Here is a 15,947-nt window from a genome sequence, read left to right as displayed (position 1 = left end):
GCGCAGCCCATGCCGATCCCTGTTCAATCCCCAGCCCATGATCGTCCGGACGTTCCCGGCGCCGATGCCAATTCGCCCTGGAGCATGCCGCGCGCCGCATGGGTACGTGTTCTAAAGCGCGTGTATGCGATGATAGGCTTTCACGAACTCGGCCTGCTTTCGGCGGGCCTGGCGTTCTACACCTTTCTTGCGCTGACACCGCTGATCGCGGCGACGGTCATGGTCTATGGACTGGTCGCCGACGTCGGCATGGTCCGCAGCCAGATGGCGAGCATCGTCGATGTCGTCCCCCCTGAAGTCTCCCGCCTGCTGGAAGAGCAACTGCTGCGGATCATCGCGACCAATTCGGGCGTGACCGGGCTGGCGCTGGTGATAGCGCTGTTCTTCGCGGTCTATGGCGGCATGCGCGCGGCGGGCGGCATGGTAAGCGCTCTCAACATCATCAACGAAGAGCGTGAGACGCGCGGGATGATCGCGCTCACCTTGCGTACCGGCGGGCTGACCCTTGCCGCGATCCTGCTGGCACTGACCGGCGTGCTGTCGGGCGGTGTCTTCGCATGGCTGCAAACCCAGACGAGCGTCTATCTTGGCGGCGCGGCGCAACTGACATTCAAGGTGCTGACATGGAGTGCCGCCATCGCGCTCGGCAGCGCGGGCTTTGCCCTCATCATGCGCTACGGTCCCGACAGGCGGCCTGCGAAGTGGCGCTGGCTGGCTCCGGGATCGCTGCTGGCGACCTTGCTGTGGCTGGCGGTCTCGTTCGGCTTCTCGCTCTACGTCGCTTATATCAGCAACTACAGCGCCACCTATGGATCGCTGTCTGCCATCGTGGTGTTCCTGATGTGGCTGTTTCTTTCAGCCTATGGCGTGTTGCTCGGCGCCCTCCTCAACGCCGAGATAGAACGCCAGACCTTCTGTGATACCACGATCGGTCCAATCCGACCGGCAGGCGAACGGGGCGCAGTACTGGCCGATCTGATCGACGACGCAGTCCCATCGATGCGCCAACTCCAGAACCGCAAGCATCACCGCGCAGAAGCCGAACGGCGCCGTGCCGATGGCGACAATACAGAAGAGTCTGAATAACGCCCCTTGATCGCAATGTGATAAGGGATTACCTGCCTCACATCATAATGTGAGATCGGACATTCCAGTGGCAACCAACGTGATCGACAAGGTCCGCGCACTTGTAACCGAGGGCGGCATGAGCAAGTCCAGCCTCGCTCGCGCAGCAGGGCTTCATGCCAACACCCTGCGCGACTGCACGGAGGAGGACTGGAACCCCACGGCAGACACGCTCGGCAAGCTGGAGCGAGTCCTGTTCGCCAACGACGAACGCGAAGTCCTTGTCCCCATCGAGGAAATCATCGATGAGGCGCGGAACGGCCGCATGTTCATCCTGGTCGATGACGAGGATCGCGAGAACGAGGGCGACCTCATCATTCCTGCACAGATGGCGACGCCCGCGGCAATCAACTTCATGGCAACGCATGGACGGGGCTTGATCTGTCTTGCTCTGACCAGCCAGCGAGTGGACGAACTCGGCCTCAACCTGATGAGCCGCCACAACGGCACCCGGCACGAAACCGCCTTCACCATCTCCATCGAGGCGCGCGAAGGCGTGACCACGGGCATCTCGGCAGGCGATCGTGCCCGAACGATTTCCGTCGCCATCGACGGCACCAAGAGCCGCGACGACATCGTGACGCCCGGCCACGTCTTCCCGCTCCGCGCGCGCGACGGCGGCGTGCTCGTCCGTACTGGCCACACCGAAGCGGCAGTCGACATTTCCCGGCTTGCAGGTCTGAACCCATCCGGCGTGATCTGCGAGATCATGAAGGAGGACGGCACCATGGCGCGCATGGACGACCTCATCGGCTTCGCACGCCTGCACGACCTCAAGATCGGCACTATTCGCGACCTCATCGCTTATCGCCGCAAGCACGACCGCATGATCGAAAAGCGCGGTGAACTTCCCTTCTCCTCGCGTCATGGCGGAGACTGGGTGGCGCGCACCTACTACAACAAGGCCACCGGCGACGAGACGATGGCCCTTGTCAAGGGCCGCATCGACCCCGCCAAACCCACGCTCGTGCGGATGCATACGCTGTCCATGTTCGCGGATATCTTCGGCGAAACCGGCGGCCGCACCGACCTGCTGCAGCATTCGATGAACATGATCGCCGAGGAAGGTTCGGGCGTCATCGTCGTCATCAACCGTCCAATGAACAAGCTGATGTCGCGAGTGATGGACATCAAGCAGGAGTTCCGCAATGGCGGCACTCCCGACCTGGAGGAACTGCGCGACTACGGCGTGGGCGCCCAGATCCTTGCGGAACTGGGCATTCATGACATGGTCCTGCTGACCAACACGCGCCACTCGCTGGTCGCGCTGGAAGGCTACGGGCTCAACATCGTCGGAGAGCGGCCCGTCGTCGCTCCCGCAAGCGAAGGATCGAACTGAAATGGCCCGTTTCCTCATTGTAGAGGCCCGCTTCTACGATCACCTGAACGACATGCTGATCGCCGGCGCGAAGGATGCGCTCAAGGCAGCCGGACACAAGGCCGATGTCATCACCGTGCCTGGTGCGCTGGAAATTCCCGCTGCGATCTCGCTGGCGGACGCAACCGGCGACTATGACGGCTACGTCGCGATCGGTGTCGTGATCCGGGGCGAGACCTATCACTTCGAGATCGTCGCCGGCGAAAGCGCGCGCGGCATCATGGCGCTGACGATGGACGGCATCGCCATTGGTAACGGCATCCTCACTGTCGAGAATGAAGAGCAGGCGCTTGTCCGCGCGGATGCGGCACAGAAGGACAAGGGCGGCGAAGCGGCCAAGGCTGCCGTTGCCCTCTATGATCTCAAAGAGCGCTTCGGCGCCTGAGGCCGACATAAAGGCGGCGCCCGGAAAAGGCGCCGCCGGGCCAATTTATAAGTATTACCACTTACAATGACGGTAACTTCATTCACTCCATCTCAATCCTCTCTCGATTAAACGCCGCTTACAAAATGTTCACATGTAGGACACTGCGAAATTAGCGGTTTCCAATTTCATTCCTTCGTGTAGGCCCCGGTCAGGTAACTTCCGATTTAGATCGAAAACGGATGTATAACCTGAAACAATCAGCGCCGGGACAACTGGCGGGTCGCAAACCAAGGTTCGAGGTATCGGGCCCGGGCGCGGAACCATGTTTCCGCCCGCCGGAGAACACGTGAGTGAACAAGGACGCAATCGCGAATTCGCTTATAGCGAAACTGTCTGCCCATCTCGATGAGATCGAGGTTATCGACGCAATGGTAGCCGCTGCTCACGTCGAAGCCGCCATCGACGCTCTCCGCCGCCAGTTCGCCATTGCGAACGAAGTATCCAATACGGATGAGGCTACGCAAGACGGCTGAGCGGATGTTTGCCTATCATTGATCCGTGGCGGACGAAGCAGGGGGCAACCCGATCAGGCGTTTCGGCTGTTACGGTCGTTAACCGATCAACCGGTTTGCTCCGCCACGCATGGCAACAATTGCCGCAATCCGAACCCGAAAGGCTTGTCTTTTGGGGGCGGAATCCTGCGGCCTGCATCTGGTGATCCTATTCGATGGAGAACACGGACCAGCTGATGCGCAACCGGGCGAAGGCGATCCGGCTGATCGGCATCGCCAACGAACTGCTGGCGATGGCGCGCGAACTGGAAATTGGGGAAAGCCCGACGGCGATCCTCGAAAGCCTCGCCGCCGGAGAAGTGCGCGAAAGCAGCAAGACTGCTGCAAGCCAGGACCATCCCATCTGGGTGGAACTGGCTCGGCAGACCTATGACGACCGGCGACGGCGCACCAAGATCTTTCGCTCGGAGGAACTGTTCGGCGAACCTGCTTGGGACATCCTGCTGGACTTGTTCATCGCCGCCAAGGAACGTCGCCGCGTTTCCGTGACCAGCGCATGCATAGGCTCCGCAGTGCCGTCAACTACGGCGCTGCGCTGGATCGCAATCCTCGAAAAGCAGGGCTTCCTCATGCGCGAGGCGGATCCGGGCGACGCGCGGCGGGTCTACGTCAAACTGAGCGCGCGCGGCTATGCCGCCATGCTCGAATACTTCGCATCCGCATCGCGATCCGTCGTGTTGCTTGATGAAACCGCAAAGGAGAGCGTTGCCGCACGCTGATCCCGGCACGCCGTGCGGTGAGGCCCGGGAGGGTCGCCTCGTCGCCTTGAGGCGAACCACCGAGTGCCCGGCGCCATTTCCCCGACGCCGGTCACTCGCATCGCTCTAGCCATACGTCATGCCGGTTGATGCCGGACTGCTGCCGTAGAAAGCCCAGCTATCCGTTTAGCACCCTGCACCAGAGTACCGGCGAGACTGACCGCCGCCGCCCCGGCAAATCCCGGGCGACGGCGACCCTGGTCGTCAGCCCAGACGGCCGAACGCGCTGATGCCGGCGTAGCGCGCAGCCTTGCCCAGCTCTTCTTCGATACGGATGAGCTGGTTGTACTTGGCAAGCCGGTCGGAACGAGCGAGCGAGCCAGTCTTGATCTGGCCGCAGTTGGTGGCAACGGCGAGATCGGCGATGGTCGCATCCTCGGTCTCGCCCGAGCGGTGCGACATGACAGCGGTGTAGCCGGCGCGATTGGCGATCGACACCGCTTCCAGCGTTTCCGTCAGGGTGCCGATCTGATTGACCTTCACCAGCAGCGAGTTGGCCAGGCCCTTTTCGATGCCCATCGTCAGGCGCTTGGGGTTGGTCACGAACAGGTCGTCGCCCACCAGTTGCACCTTGTGGCCGACCTTGTCGGTCAGTGCCTTCCAGCCCTCGAAATCGTCCTCACCCATGCCGTCTTCGATCGAGATGATCGGGTAGGCTTCGGTCAGGTCGGCGAGGTAGTCGGCAAAGGCCACGGGCGTCAGGCTGAGGCCTTCACCGCTGATCTCGTACTTGCCATCTCGGAAGAACTCGGTCGATGCGCAGTCGAGCGCGAGCTGAATCTCGCTACCCGCCTTGAAGCCTGCCTTCTCGATGGAGGCCATGACGAAATCCAGAGCAGCGCGGGTGCTGGCAAGGTTCGGCGCGAAACCGCCCTCGTCGCCCACTGCGGTTGCAAGGCCCTTCTCATGTAGGCCCTTCTTCAACGTGTGGAATATCTCCGCGCCCCAGCGCACCGCCTCGGCGATCGAGGAGGCGCCCACCGGCATGATCATGAATTCCTGGAAGTCGATCGGGTTGTCGGCATGTTCGCCGCCGTTGATGATGTTCATCATCGGAACCGGCAGGACATGCGCGGCAACGCCGCCGACATAGGAATAAAGCGGCAGGCCACGCGCATTGGCGGCAGCCTTGGCAACGGCGAGGCTGGTGCCCAGGATCGCATTCGCGCCAAGGCGGGCCTTGTTCTCGGTGCCGTCCAGTTCGATCATGGCAAGGTCGAGGTCGCGCTGGTCCTCGGCATCAAGGCCGACGAGCGCTTCGGCGATCTCGCCGTTGACGGCATCGACTGCCTTGAGCACGCCCTTGCCCAGGTAACGCGCCTTGTCGCCGTCGCGCAGTTCCACAGCTTCATGTGCGCCGGTCGATGCGCCCGACGGCACTGCCGCGCGGCCAAAGCTGCCATCTTCCAGCAGCACGTCCACCTCCACGGTGGGGTTGCCGCGGCTGTCCAGGATTTCCCGGCCGTGAATGTCGATGATCGCGGTCATGTCTGCGGTTCTCCTCCTGGGGCGCACCTTCGCGCCTTTCCATCCGAACGCGGTCTTAGCAGGGGAACTTCGCGTGACAAGTTGCGTTGCAGCAAGGAACGACAAGTTGTGTTACTCTGTCCGCACATGGCCTATAAGGCCGACACGCGCCAAGGATAGACAAGGAAGGATTATTCGCATGGTCGACCCCACCATCTCTGCCGGAAATGGCACCGAAAGCGCCAAGAATCACTTCAGCAAGGCGGTCGAGGAAGCCAAAGCCGGCGCACAGGCCTTCGCAAGCGAACTGCAGGGTGAATGCAAGGTCCGCAGCGGCGAAGCCAAGGACAAGGCCGGCGCATTCGCCGCCGACGCCAAGGTAAAGGCCGCGGGCTATGCCGAGGAAGGCAAGGCCAAGGCCAGCCAGGCAATCGTCGGCGTCTCGAAGCTGATCGATGATAATGCCGCGCTGATCGACGAAAAGGTCGGTGTCAAATATGGCGATTACGCCCGCAGCGCTTCCAAATCGCTCGCCGATGCAGGAACCCGCCTCAACGAGAAGTCGATCGAGGATCTGGGCGAAGATACCAAGGCGTTCGTGCGCAACAGCCCGTGGCAGGCCCTTGGCATAGCCGCTGCAACCGGCTTCGTCCTTTCGCGCCTGTTCCGGGGCAAGTGAGGGCGCCCGCGCCTGAACTGATCGCCTGAACCGATGCAGGACACAGAAACCCTTGCCGCCCCCGCCCCCTCACCCGGGGCGGCGGACACCAAAGACTTGTCCTTGATGCGCGACTTGCGCCTCCTGGCTGACGAGGCCAAGACGCTTGCTCAGGCCGAACTTGCGTTCCAGAGGTCACGCGCGGCTTATGTGGGCGCCGAAACGCGCACCATCGCACTCCTTGCGATTATCGCGGTAGTGCTGGTGTTCTTTGCGTTCATGGCGTTTGTCGTAGGCACCGTTATCGCGCTTGGACCCCTACTGGGACTCTGGGGGGCAATGGCGACGGTGACTGTGGTTCTGCTGGCGGCTGCTGTTCTGGGTGCGCTGAACGCCCGTTCGCGCCTCCGTCGGATGCTGAGCATTGCCGGCAGCGCACAAGATTGAAGAAAACGGGGGCCGATCAATGGGTAAGCAGGCAGCGCAGGTTCTCGCCGATCGTGCAGCGCGTGACGCCGCGAAAGCGAAATTCGATGGCCATTACCAGGCTTTGAAGACCGACATGGCCGAACGTGGCATCGGGGGGCGCATTGCTGACGAGGCAGCCGAAAGGGCGCGCCTGATGTTCGACGAAGCTGTGGCCGTGGTGGAGGATCATCCTGCCGCGGTCGGCGGAACCTTGGCCGCGATTGTGCTTTGGTTCCTGCGTAACCCGATAATCGAGCTGTCGCGGCGCCTTATAGATGGCGTGCGCGACCGGTCATCGTAAGCCGAAGGAAGGAACGTCAGGTGAGCAAGATCGATCCATCCAATCAGACTGGCAGCGCGGCCACGGGCACCAGCGCGCAGGGGGCGAACGTCGTCGCTCTTCCGGCAAAGGTCGCGGAACCCACACCGTCCGAAAAGGTCGTTGCGTTCGTCAAGAGGCACCCGGTCCTGACCATCGCCGGTGGTGTTGCCATTGGCGTAGCGGTCAGCGCACTCCTTCCGCGCCGGTTCAGCCGCCGCGTAGTCGCGCGGACGCTGGACTTCGCCGAAGCGGCTGGCACCGCAAGCGTGGTGCTGGGGCGCAGAGCAGGCGACAAGGCGCACGATGTTGGCATCGATGCGCGCAAGCAGGCATCGCGGCTGGCGGATCGTGCCGAAAAGGCCAGCGATCTTGCCGTGCTCAACCTGGAAAAGTACGGGCTCGCCGCTGTAGCGACCGTTAGTGCCTTGGGCCGGGCCACCGCCCGCCGCGCCAGCAGGCTGGGCGATGCGGCTGCCGATACTGCGAACCGGATCGGCGATGCGGCTTCGGTACGCTCCAACAAAGTGCTGCACATGGCGGAAGACCTCCGCAAACGTGTCAAATCGTAACCAGCGCATAAGTTTTCGCTAAAGGCGCACCTTTTCGCGTGTTGCGCGGGATCGGTGCGTCTTTGTGCACTTGCCCCTGGACCTCTCCAAAATTATAGGGCCGCTATCTCCCAACCAGCAGGAAAGCGGCACTCTCCCATGCAGAAGCTTCACCTCGTAATGGGCGGCCGGGTCAAGGATCCGCGCAGCCTCGAATTCACCGATCTCAAGGAACTCGACCTTGTGGGCGTGTACCCCAACTTCGCCGAGGCCGAGAGCGCCTGGAAGTCGGCTGCGCAGCGCACTGTCGACGATGCGGAAATGAAGTACGTCATCGTCCATCTGCACCGCCTGCTGGAGCCGGAACTTCCGGCAGCCTGATCCACCCTTAACACGGTGTATCAGCGAAAAAGGCGACGCTTGCCCGAAGGTAAGCGTCGCCTTTTTGCGTTTGCGAGTGGTCCGGCAGAAGCTGTAAGAAAAAAGGCCGGCGTTTCCGCCAGCCTTTTCTTCATCCGCGATGCAGCAGGCGGATCAGATGAACTGGATCTGCTGCACCAGGTAGAACTTGTCGCCCGACGGCACAGTCACTTCGACCTCGTCCTCGACCTTGCGACCGATCAGCGCCTTGCCGAGCGGCGAATTGTAGCTGATGCGCCCGACCTTGGCGTCCGCTTCGTAAGGGCCGACGATCTGGTACTTCACCGGCTTATCGTCGTCGTCGAGCAGGGTCACGGTGGCACCGAAGATCACCTTGTCGCCCGAAAGCGTCGCGGGATCGATGATCTGCGCGCGAGTGATCTTGTCTTCCAGGTCGGCGATGGTCGCCTCTACCTGCCCCTGACGTTCCTTGGCGGCGTGATATTCCGCGTTTTCCGAAAGGTCGCCGTGAGCGCGCGCTTCCTCGATCGCATCGACGATGAGCGGACGCTCATCGCGCAGCGCCTTGAGGTCGGCGGTCATCCGCTCGTAGCCTTCCGCGAGCATCGGCAGCTTTTCGACACTTGCCATTATAATCTACTTCCTTCTGCTGCCTTCCCCCCGAAACTTTCCGGACCGTCCTTGAGACTAGTCTCCTGTCCCCGCCCTGCCCTTTTCAAAGGGTCAGGCGGCGGGGCCGATCTGCTGCGATGTGGGGGAAGGCAAGATCGATTTCAGCTATAGTAGTCCTGCAACGAACGCACTTCAAGTTTGCTCCCGCGAATAGTCGCGATCGCTTCCGCCGCCGCGACGCTTGCCGCCGCAGTGGTGAAGATCGAGACCTTCCCGGTCAGCGCCGAAGCACGGATCGACTGCGAATCAACCAGGCTCTGCCAGCCTTCGGTGGTGTTGAAGATCAGCGCGATCTCGCCATCGACGATCTTGTCGACGATGTGCGGGCGACCTTCAGCCACCTTGTTGACCAGATCGACCTGCAGGCCGGCTTCGGCAAGGTACTTCTGCGTGCCGGACGTCGCCACGATGCGGAAGCCCTGCTCGATCAGCGTCCTCACCGCCGGCAGGATGGTCGCCTTGTCGCTGTCCTTGACGGAAACGAACACCGTACCCTCGACCGGCAGCTTCATGCCGGCGCCGAGCTGCGCCTTGCCGAACGCGCGGGCGAAGTCGGCGTCGATGCCCATCACTTCGCCGGTGGACTTCATCTCGGGGCTGAGCACCGGATCGACACCAGGGAAGCGATTGAACGGGAACACCGCTTCCTTGACCGCCATGTACGGCAGGTCGCGCTTGAACGGCGGGAAGGTGTCCAGCTTCTCGCCGGCCATGACGCGCGCGGCGATCTTCGCCACCGGCTGGCCGATCGCCTTGGCCACGAACGGCACGGTACGCGAAGCGCGCGGATTGACTTCGATGAGGTAAACCTCACCGTCCTTCACCGCGAACTGGATGTTCATCAAGCCGCGCACGCCAAGGCCGAAGGCCAGCGCTTCGGCCTGACGCTCCATCTCGACGATGATTTCGGGCGGCAGGCTGTAGGGCGGGATCGTGCAGGCGCTGTCGCCCGAGTGGATGCCCGCTTCCTCGATGTGCTGCATCACGCCGGCCACCACAACGCGCTCGCCATCGCACAGCGCGTCCACGTCGCACTCGATCGCATCGCGCAAGTACTGGTCGATCAGAACCGGGCTGTCACCCGAGACCTGGACCGCCGTGGTGATATAGTCGTCAAGCTGCTGCTCGCTGTCGACGATCTCCATCGCGCGGCCGCCGAGCACGTAGCTGGGGCGCATCAGCACCGGGTAGCCGATGCGGTTGGCGACGTTCACCGCCTCGTCGCGGCTGCGGGCGATGCCGTTGGCGGGCTGCTTGAGGCCGAGCTTGTCGACCAGTGCCGAGAACCGCTCACGGTCTTCGGCAAGGTCGATGGCGTCGGGCGAAGTGCCGAGGATCGGAATGCCCTCGTCTTCCAGCGCCTGCGCCAGTTTCAGCGGGGTCTGGCCGCCGAACTGCACCAGCACGCCCACCAGTTCGCCCTTCGACTGTTCGACGCGCAGGATTTCCAGCACGTCTTCAGCGGTCAGCGGCTCGAAATAGAGGCGGTCGGAGGTGTCGTAGTCGGTCGAAACCGTTTCGGGGTTGCAGTTGACCATGATCGTTTCATAGCCGACTTCTGCCAGAGCGAAGCAGGCATGGACGCAGCAGTAGTCGAACTCGATGCCCTGGCCAATACGGTTCGGGCCGCCACCCAGGATGACTATCTTCCTGCGGTCTGACGGCATGGCCTCATCCTCGGGCTCACCGAAGATCGGGGCTTCGTAAGTCGAGTACATGTAGGGCGTCACCGCCTCGAACTCGGCGGCGCAGCTGTCGATGCGCTTGAACACGGGGAACACGCCCAGCTTGCGGCGAAGCTGGCGCACTTCCTTCTCGCTGGTGGCGCCGGCCATGGCGCGCAGGGCATCGTGCAGCAGGCCGGAGCGCTTTGCCTGCGTTTCGGCAAGGCCACCGGCCACGCCTACGGAGCGCACGGCAAGGTCCGCCAGTCGCTTGTCGGAGAAGCCCATCGCCTTCAGCTTGCGCAGGCCCTGCGCATCCACGGGCAGACCTTCCGCAAGGATCTTGTTCTCCTCGGCGATGATCTCTTCCATATGGCGCAGGAACCACTTGTCGTAATGCGTGATCGCGTGGATCTCGTCCACGGTGAAGCCTTCGCGGAAGGCTTGCGCCGCGTTCAGAAGCCGCTCGGGCGTGGCACGCGACAGGGCTGCGGTGATGACGTCGCGCCCTGCCCCTTCCAGAGCCGGAACGCGGTTGAAGCCGTCAAGACCGGTTTCCAGCCCGCGCAGGGCCTTCTGCATCGATTCCTTGATGTTGCGACCGATTGCCATGACTTCGCCGACCGACTTCATCGCGGTGGTGAGGTCGGGCTTGGAGCCCTTGAACTTCTCGAATGCGAAGCGCGGGATCTTGGTCACGACGTAGTCGATGGTCGGCTCGAACGCAGCGGGGGTGGCGCCGGTGATCTCGTTCATGATCTCGTCGAGCGTGTAGCCCACCGCCAGCTTGGCGGCGACGCGCGCGATGGGGAAACCGGTGGCCTTCGATGCCAGCGCCGACGACCGCGACACGCGCGGGTTCATCTCGATGACGATCAGGCGACCGTCCTTGGGATTCACTGCGAACTGGACGTTGGAGCCGCCGGTCTCGACGCCGATCTCGCGCAGCACCTCGATCGAGGCGGTGCGCATGATCTGGTATTCCTTGTCGGTCAGCGTCAGCGCCGGTGCGACGGTGATCGAGTCGCCCGTGTGGACGCCCATCGGATCGACGTTTTCGATCGAGCAGATGATGATGCAGTTGTCGTGGCGGTCGCGCACGACCTCCATTTCGTACTCCTTCCAGCCGAGCAGCGATTCCTCGATCAGCACTTCGGTGGTGGGAGAGGCATCGAGGCCAGAGCGTACGATGGCTTCGAACTCGGCCTTGTTATAGGCGATGCCGCCGCCGGTGCCGCCCATCGTGAAGCTGGGGCGGATGATTGAGGGCAGGCCGGTGCGCTCAAGCACGGCGAACGCCTCGTCCAGCGTATGTGCCACGCCCGAACGCGCCGAATTGAGGCCGATCTTGTCCATCGCGTCGCGGAAGCGCTGGCGATCTTCGGCCTTGTCGATGGCGTCGGCGTCGGCACCGATCATCTGGACGCCGAACTTCTCCAGCGTGCCGTCGTTGAACAGCGCCAGCGCGCAGTTGAGCGCGGTCTGGCCGCCCATCGTCGGGAGCACCGCATCGGGGCGCTCCTTCTCGATGATGCGCGCGACGACTTCGGGCGAGATCGGCTCGACATAGGTCGCGTCGGCCATGTCCGGATCGGTCATGATCGTGGCGGGGTTCGAGTTCACCAGGATGACGCGATAGCCGTCTTCCTTCAGCGCCTTGATCGCCTGGGTGCCCGAATAGTCGAACTCGCAGGCCTGACCGATGATGATCGGGCCGGCGCCGATGACGAGGATCGAGGAGATGTCAGTGCGCTTTGGCATGGGGCTCGGGTTCCGCCTTGGATAACTTTAAGTGTGTATAACGCGACCTGCGGGCGATTCCGCAGCTTTTGGACGCCGGGCCTTAGCCCAGCATCCCCACGAACTTCTCGAACAGGTAGAAGCTGTCCTGGGGGCCGGGGCTCGCTTCGGGGTGGTACTGGACGCCGAAGGCGCGCTTGCCCCTGATCGAGATGCCGCAGTTGGTGCCGTCGAACAGCGAGACGTGGGTTTCCTCGACGTTCTCGGGCAGGCTGGTGTTGTCCACCGCAAAGCCGTGGTTCATCGAGGTGATCTCCACCACGCCGTCGGCATGGCGCTTGACCGGGTGGTTGGCGCCGCGGTGGCCCTGAAACATCTTGGCGGTCTTTGCGCCTGCCGCGATGCCGAGCATCTGGTGGCCGAGGCAGATGCCGAACACCGGAATGTCGCGCTCCAGCAGCGCCTGGATCACGGGGACGGCATAGACGCCGGTTGCCGCCGGATCGCCGGGGCCGTTCGACAGGAACACGCCCGCAGGCTCCAGCGCCAGAATGTCTTCCAGCGACGTTTCCGCCGGAACGACGGTGACGCGGGCGCCCGCCTTCACCAAGTTGCGGAAGATGTTGTCTTTCGCGCCGTAGTCGATGGCGACGACATGCGGACGGCTCTCGCCCTCACCCGCTCCGTAGCCCTGGCCCAGCGTCCAGACGGAGCCTTCCCAGCCCTGCTGGATTTCGCGGCTGACGATCTTTGCCAGATCCATGCCTTCGAGGCCCGGCCAGTCCTGCGCGCGCTTGATCAGCGCGGGGATGTCGAAGTTGCCTTCAGGGTCATGGGCGATCACGGCGTTGGGTGCGCCGGCGGTGCGGATACGGCGGGTGAGCGCGCGGGTGTCTACGCCCGAGATACCGACCTTGCCCTTGCTGGCCAGCCATTCGCCGTAACCGCCTGCCGAACGGAAGTTCGACGGCAGCGTCACGTCTTCACGCACGACGCAGCCGACGGCCCCGTCGACCAGCGATTCAAGGTCTTCCTCGTTCACGCCGACGTTGCCGACGTGCGGGAAGGTGAAGGTCACGATCTGGCCCGCGTAGGACGGGTCGGTCATGACTTCCTGGTAGCCGGTCATCGACGTGTTGAAGCAGACTTCACCCACGGACTCGCCGACATGACCGAAACCACGTCCCCATACGACGTGCCCGTCGCTGAGAACCAGAACGCCCGTGGCCCCTTCGGGTTTGGGCGCAAGCGAATATGCGGCGTCGGCCATGGTGGGTCGCTCCGTTGACGGCGTTTCTAACAGTGTGTGCTAAGACGTGGCCGCTAGACAGCGTTGTGCATCGCGTCAAGGTGTGGGGGTGCAATTTGGGCGCACACGTGCAAATCGGCGCGCAGGTTGCTAGATTTGCGACACGCACCATACCCGTTCAACTCAAGATTGCCAGGAAACCCATGCTTCGTGATTCGATCAAGGCCGCCCAGATCTCCGCCATGAAGGCGGGTGAGAAGCAGCGCCTCGCCACTGTCCGCCTCATCCTTGCAAAGATCAAGGACCGCGACATCGAACTGCGCACCGCCGACACCACGCCTGACGACGATGCGCTGGTGATCGACGTGCTGCAGAAGATGGTGAAGCAGCGCCGCGAATCGATCACCCTGTTCGAACAGGGCGGCCGCCCCGAGAAGGCCGCCGAGGAACAGGCCGAACTGGAAGTGATCGAAACCTTCCTCCCCGCTCAACTGACCGAGGAAGAGACGAAGGCCGCGATCGAGGCGATCAAGGCTGAAACCGGCGCTTCGGGCATGAAGGACATGGGCAAGGTCATGGGCGAACTGAAGACGCGCCACGGCACCGTGCTCGACATGACCAGGGCCAGCGGCTGGGTGAAGGAAGCGCTGGCCTGATTTGCTGACAGGCGGCAGGCGTCATGCTCACTCCCCAATGGCTCGACCAGCTTCGATCCCGCACCGCGCTATCCGCGCTGATCGGTCGTTCAGTGAGGTTGCAGAAGGCGGGGCGAGAGCATCGCGCCTGCTGCCCGTTCCATAACGAAAACTCGCCCAGCTTCTACGTCAATGACGAGAAGGGGTTCTACCACTGCTTCGGCTGCGGCGCGCATGGCGACGCGATCCGCTGGATGACCGATCATCAGGGCCTGGCCTTCATGGACGCGGTCAAGGAACTGGCCGCGGAAGCCGGAATGGACGTCCCTGCGCCCGATCCGCAGATGGCGCGCGCAGCGGAAAAGCGCGATTCGCTGCGTGACGTGATGGCCGCCGCGCAGGAATGGTTCAAGGCCAGCCTGTCCGGCACGGAAGGGGCTGCTGCGCGGGCCTATCTGGCCACGCGCGGGTTCGACGCGCATACCGTGCAGCGGTTCGGCTTCGGCTATGCGCCCGAGGGGCGGCAGGCGCTGAAGGACGCCCTCTCCCGCTTTCCCGAGGCGATGCTGATCGAGGCGGGGCTGCGCATCGCGGTGGAGGAACGCGACCCTTACGATCGCTTCCGGGGCCGCCTGATGCTGCCGATCGAGGATGCGCGCGGCAGGGTCATCGCCTTTGGCGGGCGCATCCTGTCCAAGGGCAAGACGGATGCGCCCAAGTATCTCAATTCGCCCGATACGCCGCTGTTCGACAAGGGGCGCACGCTCTACAACCTGCACCGCGCCGCGCCTGCCGCGCGCCAGTCAGGCCGGATGGTGGTGGTTGAGGGCTACATGGACGTCATCGCCCTTGCCGCTTCGGGGATCGCCGACGCCGTGGCGCCGCTCGGTACGGCACTGACCGAGCAGCAGATCGAGATGCTGTGGCGCCACGTCGAAACGCCGGTGCTGTGCTTTGACGGAGACGCTGCCGGACAGCGCGCGGCCATGCGCGCGATCACCCGCGCCCTGCCCCTGCTGCGCCCTGCCCACAGCCTGCGGATCGTCCGCCTGCCGGAGGGGCTTGATCCGGACGACCTCATCAAGGCGCGCGGAGCCAGAGCGATGGAGGATGTGCTGGGTGACGCGAAGTCCCTCGTCGAAGTGCTGTGGGAGGCCGAGCGCGACGCCGTGCCCCTCAACACGCCCGAGGACAAGGCAGGACTGAAGGCCCGGCTCATGGCGCATGTGGAGACGATCCAGCACCCCGACATTGCCGGCCTCTATCGCCGCGAATTGCAGGACCGCTATTCCGAATTCGCCTTCCCCCGGCGTGAAAGCCGCTGGCAGCAGGGCGGGGGCCAGAACTTCCAGCCCAGATCCAATCAGCGTGGCTCCGGAAAATGGAACGGCAAGCCCGCACCAGCACCGTCTTCGCCAGAATCGATCAGCCGCCTGAACACCCGCTACGGCACGGGCGGTACCGCGAGCGGCAGTCGCGATGCGCTGTCCGCCGCTATCGTGGCTGGACTGATTCGCTGGCCTGCACAACTTGCCCGCCATGCAGAAGCACTGGCCCGCACGCCCGGGCTGGACCCTCGTTTCGAAACGCTGGTGGATTGCTACGGCGCAGCGGACTCGCTTGAAACCGGCGTCCTTGCCACCATATTGCATGAAAGTGGCCTGGCCCAGCCCAGCGCTGCAGAGTACGCGGGCCTGCGCTTCGGCTTCCTGCTTCCCGACACCAGCGAGGAACAGGCGGCTGCCGAACTGGCCCAGGCGATCGACCTCCTGGTCGAGCGTCCGGTGCTCGAAGCGGCGCTGGCGACGGCAACTGCACGGTTCGAATCGGAGCTCTCCGAATCGGCGTTCGCTGAGCAGCAGCGCCTGCTCAAGAGAAAGCTGGAATTCGACAGCCGTCTCAGGCAAATGGCAACCAGACATGCGTCGTGATTGTATAATTAT

Annotated in this window: 16 protein-coding genes; 12 read left to right on the top strand and 4 right to left on the bottom strand. The window is 63.3% G+C overall.

Annotation, left to right across the window (positions count from 1 at the left end):
• Positions 1–120 precede the first annotated feature (120 nt).
• The 5 genes from GGR40_RS02820 (at position 121) to GGR40_RS02800 (ending at position 4,161) form a co-directional block, all read left to right on the top strand.
• Positions 121–1,086 (top strand): YihY/virulence factor BrkB family protein, encoded by a 966-nt coding sequence (locus GGR40_RS02820; RefSeq protein ID WP_429274673.1) that lies wholly within the window; start codon positions 121–123, stop codon positions 1,084–1,086.
• Between the two features lie 67 nt (positions 1,087–1,153).
• Entirely contained in the window at positions 1,154–2,464 is a 1,311-nt protein-coding gene (gene ribB / locus GGR40_RS02815) for a 3,4-dihydroxy-2-butanone-4-phosphate synthase (RefSeq protein WP_429274672.1), read from the top strand.
• 1 nt (position 2,465) lies between these two features.
• A complete protein-coding gene (ribH, locus tag GGR40_RS02810) occupies positions 2,466–2,888 on the top strand; it encodes a 6,7-dimethyl-8-ribityllumazine synthase (RefSeq protein WP_429274671.1) in 423 nt (140 codons plus the stop codon).
• 332 nt (positions 2,889–3,220) lie between these two features.
• Positions 3,221–3,403 carry a hypothetical protein gene (locus GGR40_RS02805; RefSeq protein WP_429274670.1) on the top strand — a complete coding sequence of 61 codons (183 nt, stop codon included), beginning with the start codon at positions 3,221–3,223 and terminating at the stop codon, positions 3,401–3,403.
• A 194-nt stretch (positions 3,404–3,597) separates the two neighbouring features.
• On the top strand, positions 3,598–4,161 hold the full coding sequence (locus tag GGR40_RS02800) for a MarR family transcriptional regulator (RefSeq protein WP_429274669.1): 564 nt from the start codon (positions 3,598–3,600) through the stop codon (positions 4,159–4,161).
• A gap of 243 nt (positions 4,162–4,404) precedes the next feature.
• Here GGR40_RS02800 and eno read toward each other — a convergent pair whose 3' ends face one another.
• Positions 4,405–5,688: a phosphopyruvate hydratase gene (gene eno, locus GGR40_RS02795; protein WP_429274668.1), complete on the bottom strand. Its 1,284-nt coding sequence runs from the start codon at positions 5,686–5,688 to the stop codon at positions 4,405–4,407.
• A gap of 178 nt (positions 5,689–5,866) precedes the next feature.
• Between eno and GGR40_RS02790 the strand changes: the two genes are divergently transcribed.
• The 5 genes from GGR40_RS02790 to GGR40_RS02770 all read left to right on the top strand — a co-directional run bounded on the left by GGR40_RS02790 (position 5,867) and on the right by GGR40_RS02770 (position 8,044).
• Positions 5,867–6,346: a glycine zipper domain-containing protein gene (locus GGR40_RS02790; protein ID WP_429274667.1), complete on the top strand. Its 480-nt coding sequence runs from the start codon at positions 5,867–5,869 to the stop codon at positions 6,344–6,346.
• A 105-nt stretch (positions 6,347–6,451) separates the two neighbouring features.
• Positions 6,452–6,772, top strand: a complete 321-nt coding sequence (locus GGR40_RS02785) for a phage holin family protein (protein ID WP_429275204.1) — start codon at positions 6,452–6,454, stop codon at positions 6,770–6,772.
• Between the two features lie 19 nt (positions 6,773–6,791).
• The gene (locus GGR40_RS02780) at positions 6,792–7,094 is read left to right on the top strand and encodes a hypothetical protein (protein ID WP_429274666.1); all 303 of its coding nucleotides are present in this window, start codon (positions 6,792–6,794) and stop codon (positions 7,092–7,094) included.
• Positions 7,095–7,114: 20 nt separating this feature from the next.
• The gene (locus tag GGR40_RS02775; RefSeq protein WP_429274665.1) at positions 7,115–7,684 is read left to right on the top strand and encodes a hypothetical protein; all 570 of its coding nucleotides are present in this window, start codon (positions 7,115–7,117) and stop codon (positions 7,682–7,684) included.
• A 138-nt stretch (positions 7,685–7,822) separates the two neighbouring features.
• A complete protein-coding gene (locus GGR40_RS02770; RefSeq protein ID WP_429274664.1) occupies positions 7,823–8,044 on the top strand; it encodes a DUF4170 domain-containing protein in 222 nt (73 codons plus the stop codon).
• Positions 8,045–8,197: 153 nt separating this feature from the next.
• Here the strand turns inward: GGR40_RS02770 and greA are convergent, their stop codons facing one another.
• The 3 genes from greA to carA form a co-directional block, all read right to left on the bottom strand.
• Positions 8,198–8,674, bottom strand: coding sequence for a transcription elongation factor GreA (gene greA, locus GGR40_RS02765; RefSeq protein WP_103094600.1), 477 nt, complete (start codon positions 8,672–8,674; stop codon positions 8,198–8,200).
• A 143-nt stretch (positions 8,675–8,817) separates the two neighbouring features.
• Positions 8,818–12,141, bottom strand: coding sequence for a carbamoyl-phosphate synthase large subunit (gene carB / locus GGR40_RS02760; protein ID WP_429274663.1), 3,324 nt, complete (start codon positions 12,139–12,141; stop codon positions 8,818–8,820).
• An 82-nt stretch (positions 12,142–12,223) separates the two neighbouring features.
• Positions 12,224–13,390 carry a glutamine-hydrolyzing carbamoyl-phosphate synthase small subunit gene (carA, locus tag GGR40_RS02755; RefSeq protein ID WP_429274662.1) on the bottom strand — a complete coding sequence of 389 codons (1,167 nt, stop codon included), beginning with the start codon at positions 13,388–13,390 and terminating at the stop codon, positions 12,224–12,226.
• A gap of 182 nt (positions 13,391–13,572) precedes the next feature.
• Between carA and GGR40_RS02750 the strand changes: the two genes are divergently transcribed.
• Together GGR40_RS02750 and dnaG are read left to right on the top strand one after the other, a co-directional pair.
• Positions 13,573–14,025, top strand: a complete 453-nt coding sequence (locus GGR40_RS02750; RefSeq protein ID WP_429274661.1) for a GatB/YqeY domain-containing protein — start codon at positions 13,573–13,575, stop codon at positions 14,023–14,025.
• Between the two features lie 23 nt (positions 14,026–14,048).
• Positions 14,049–15,935 carry a DNA primase gene (dnaG, locus tag GGR40_RS02745; protein ID WP_429274660.1) on the top strand — a complete coding sequence of 629 codons (1,887 nt, stop codon included), beginning with the start codon at positions 14,049–14,051 and terminating at the stop codon, positions 15,933–15,935.
• The last annotated feature ends 12 nt before the right edge of the window (positions 15,936–15,947 follow it).

It is taken from the genome of Novosphingobium gossypii, assembly GCF_050433305.1.
Classification (GTDB): domain Bacteria; phylum Pseudomonadota; class Alphaproteobacteria; order Sphingomonadales; family Sphingomonadaceae; genus Novosphingobium; species Novosphingobium gossypii.
The sequence above is the reverse complement of the archived record's forward strand: the minus strand, read 5'-3'. Positions and strand labels throughout refer to the sequence as shown.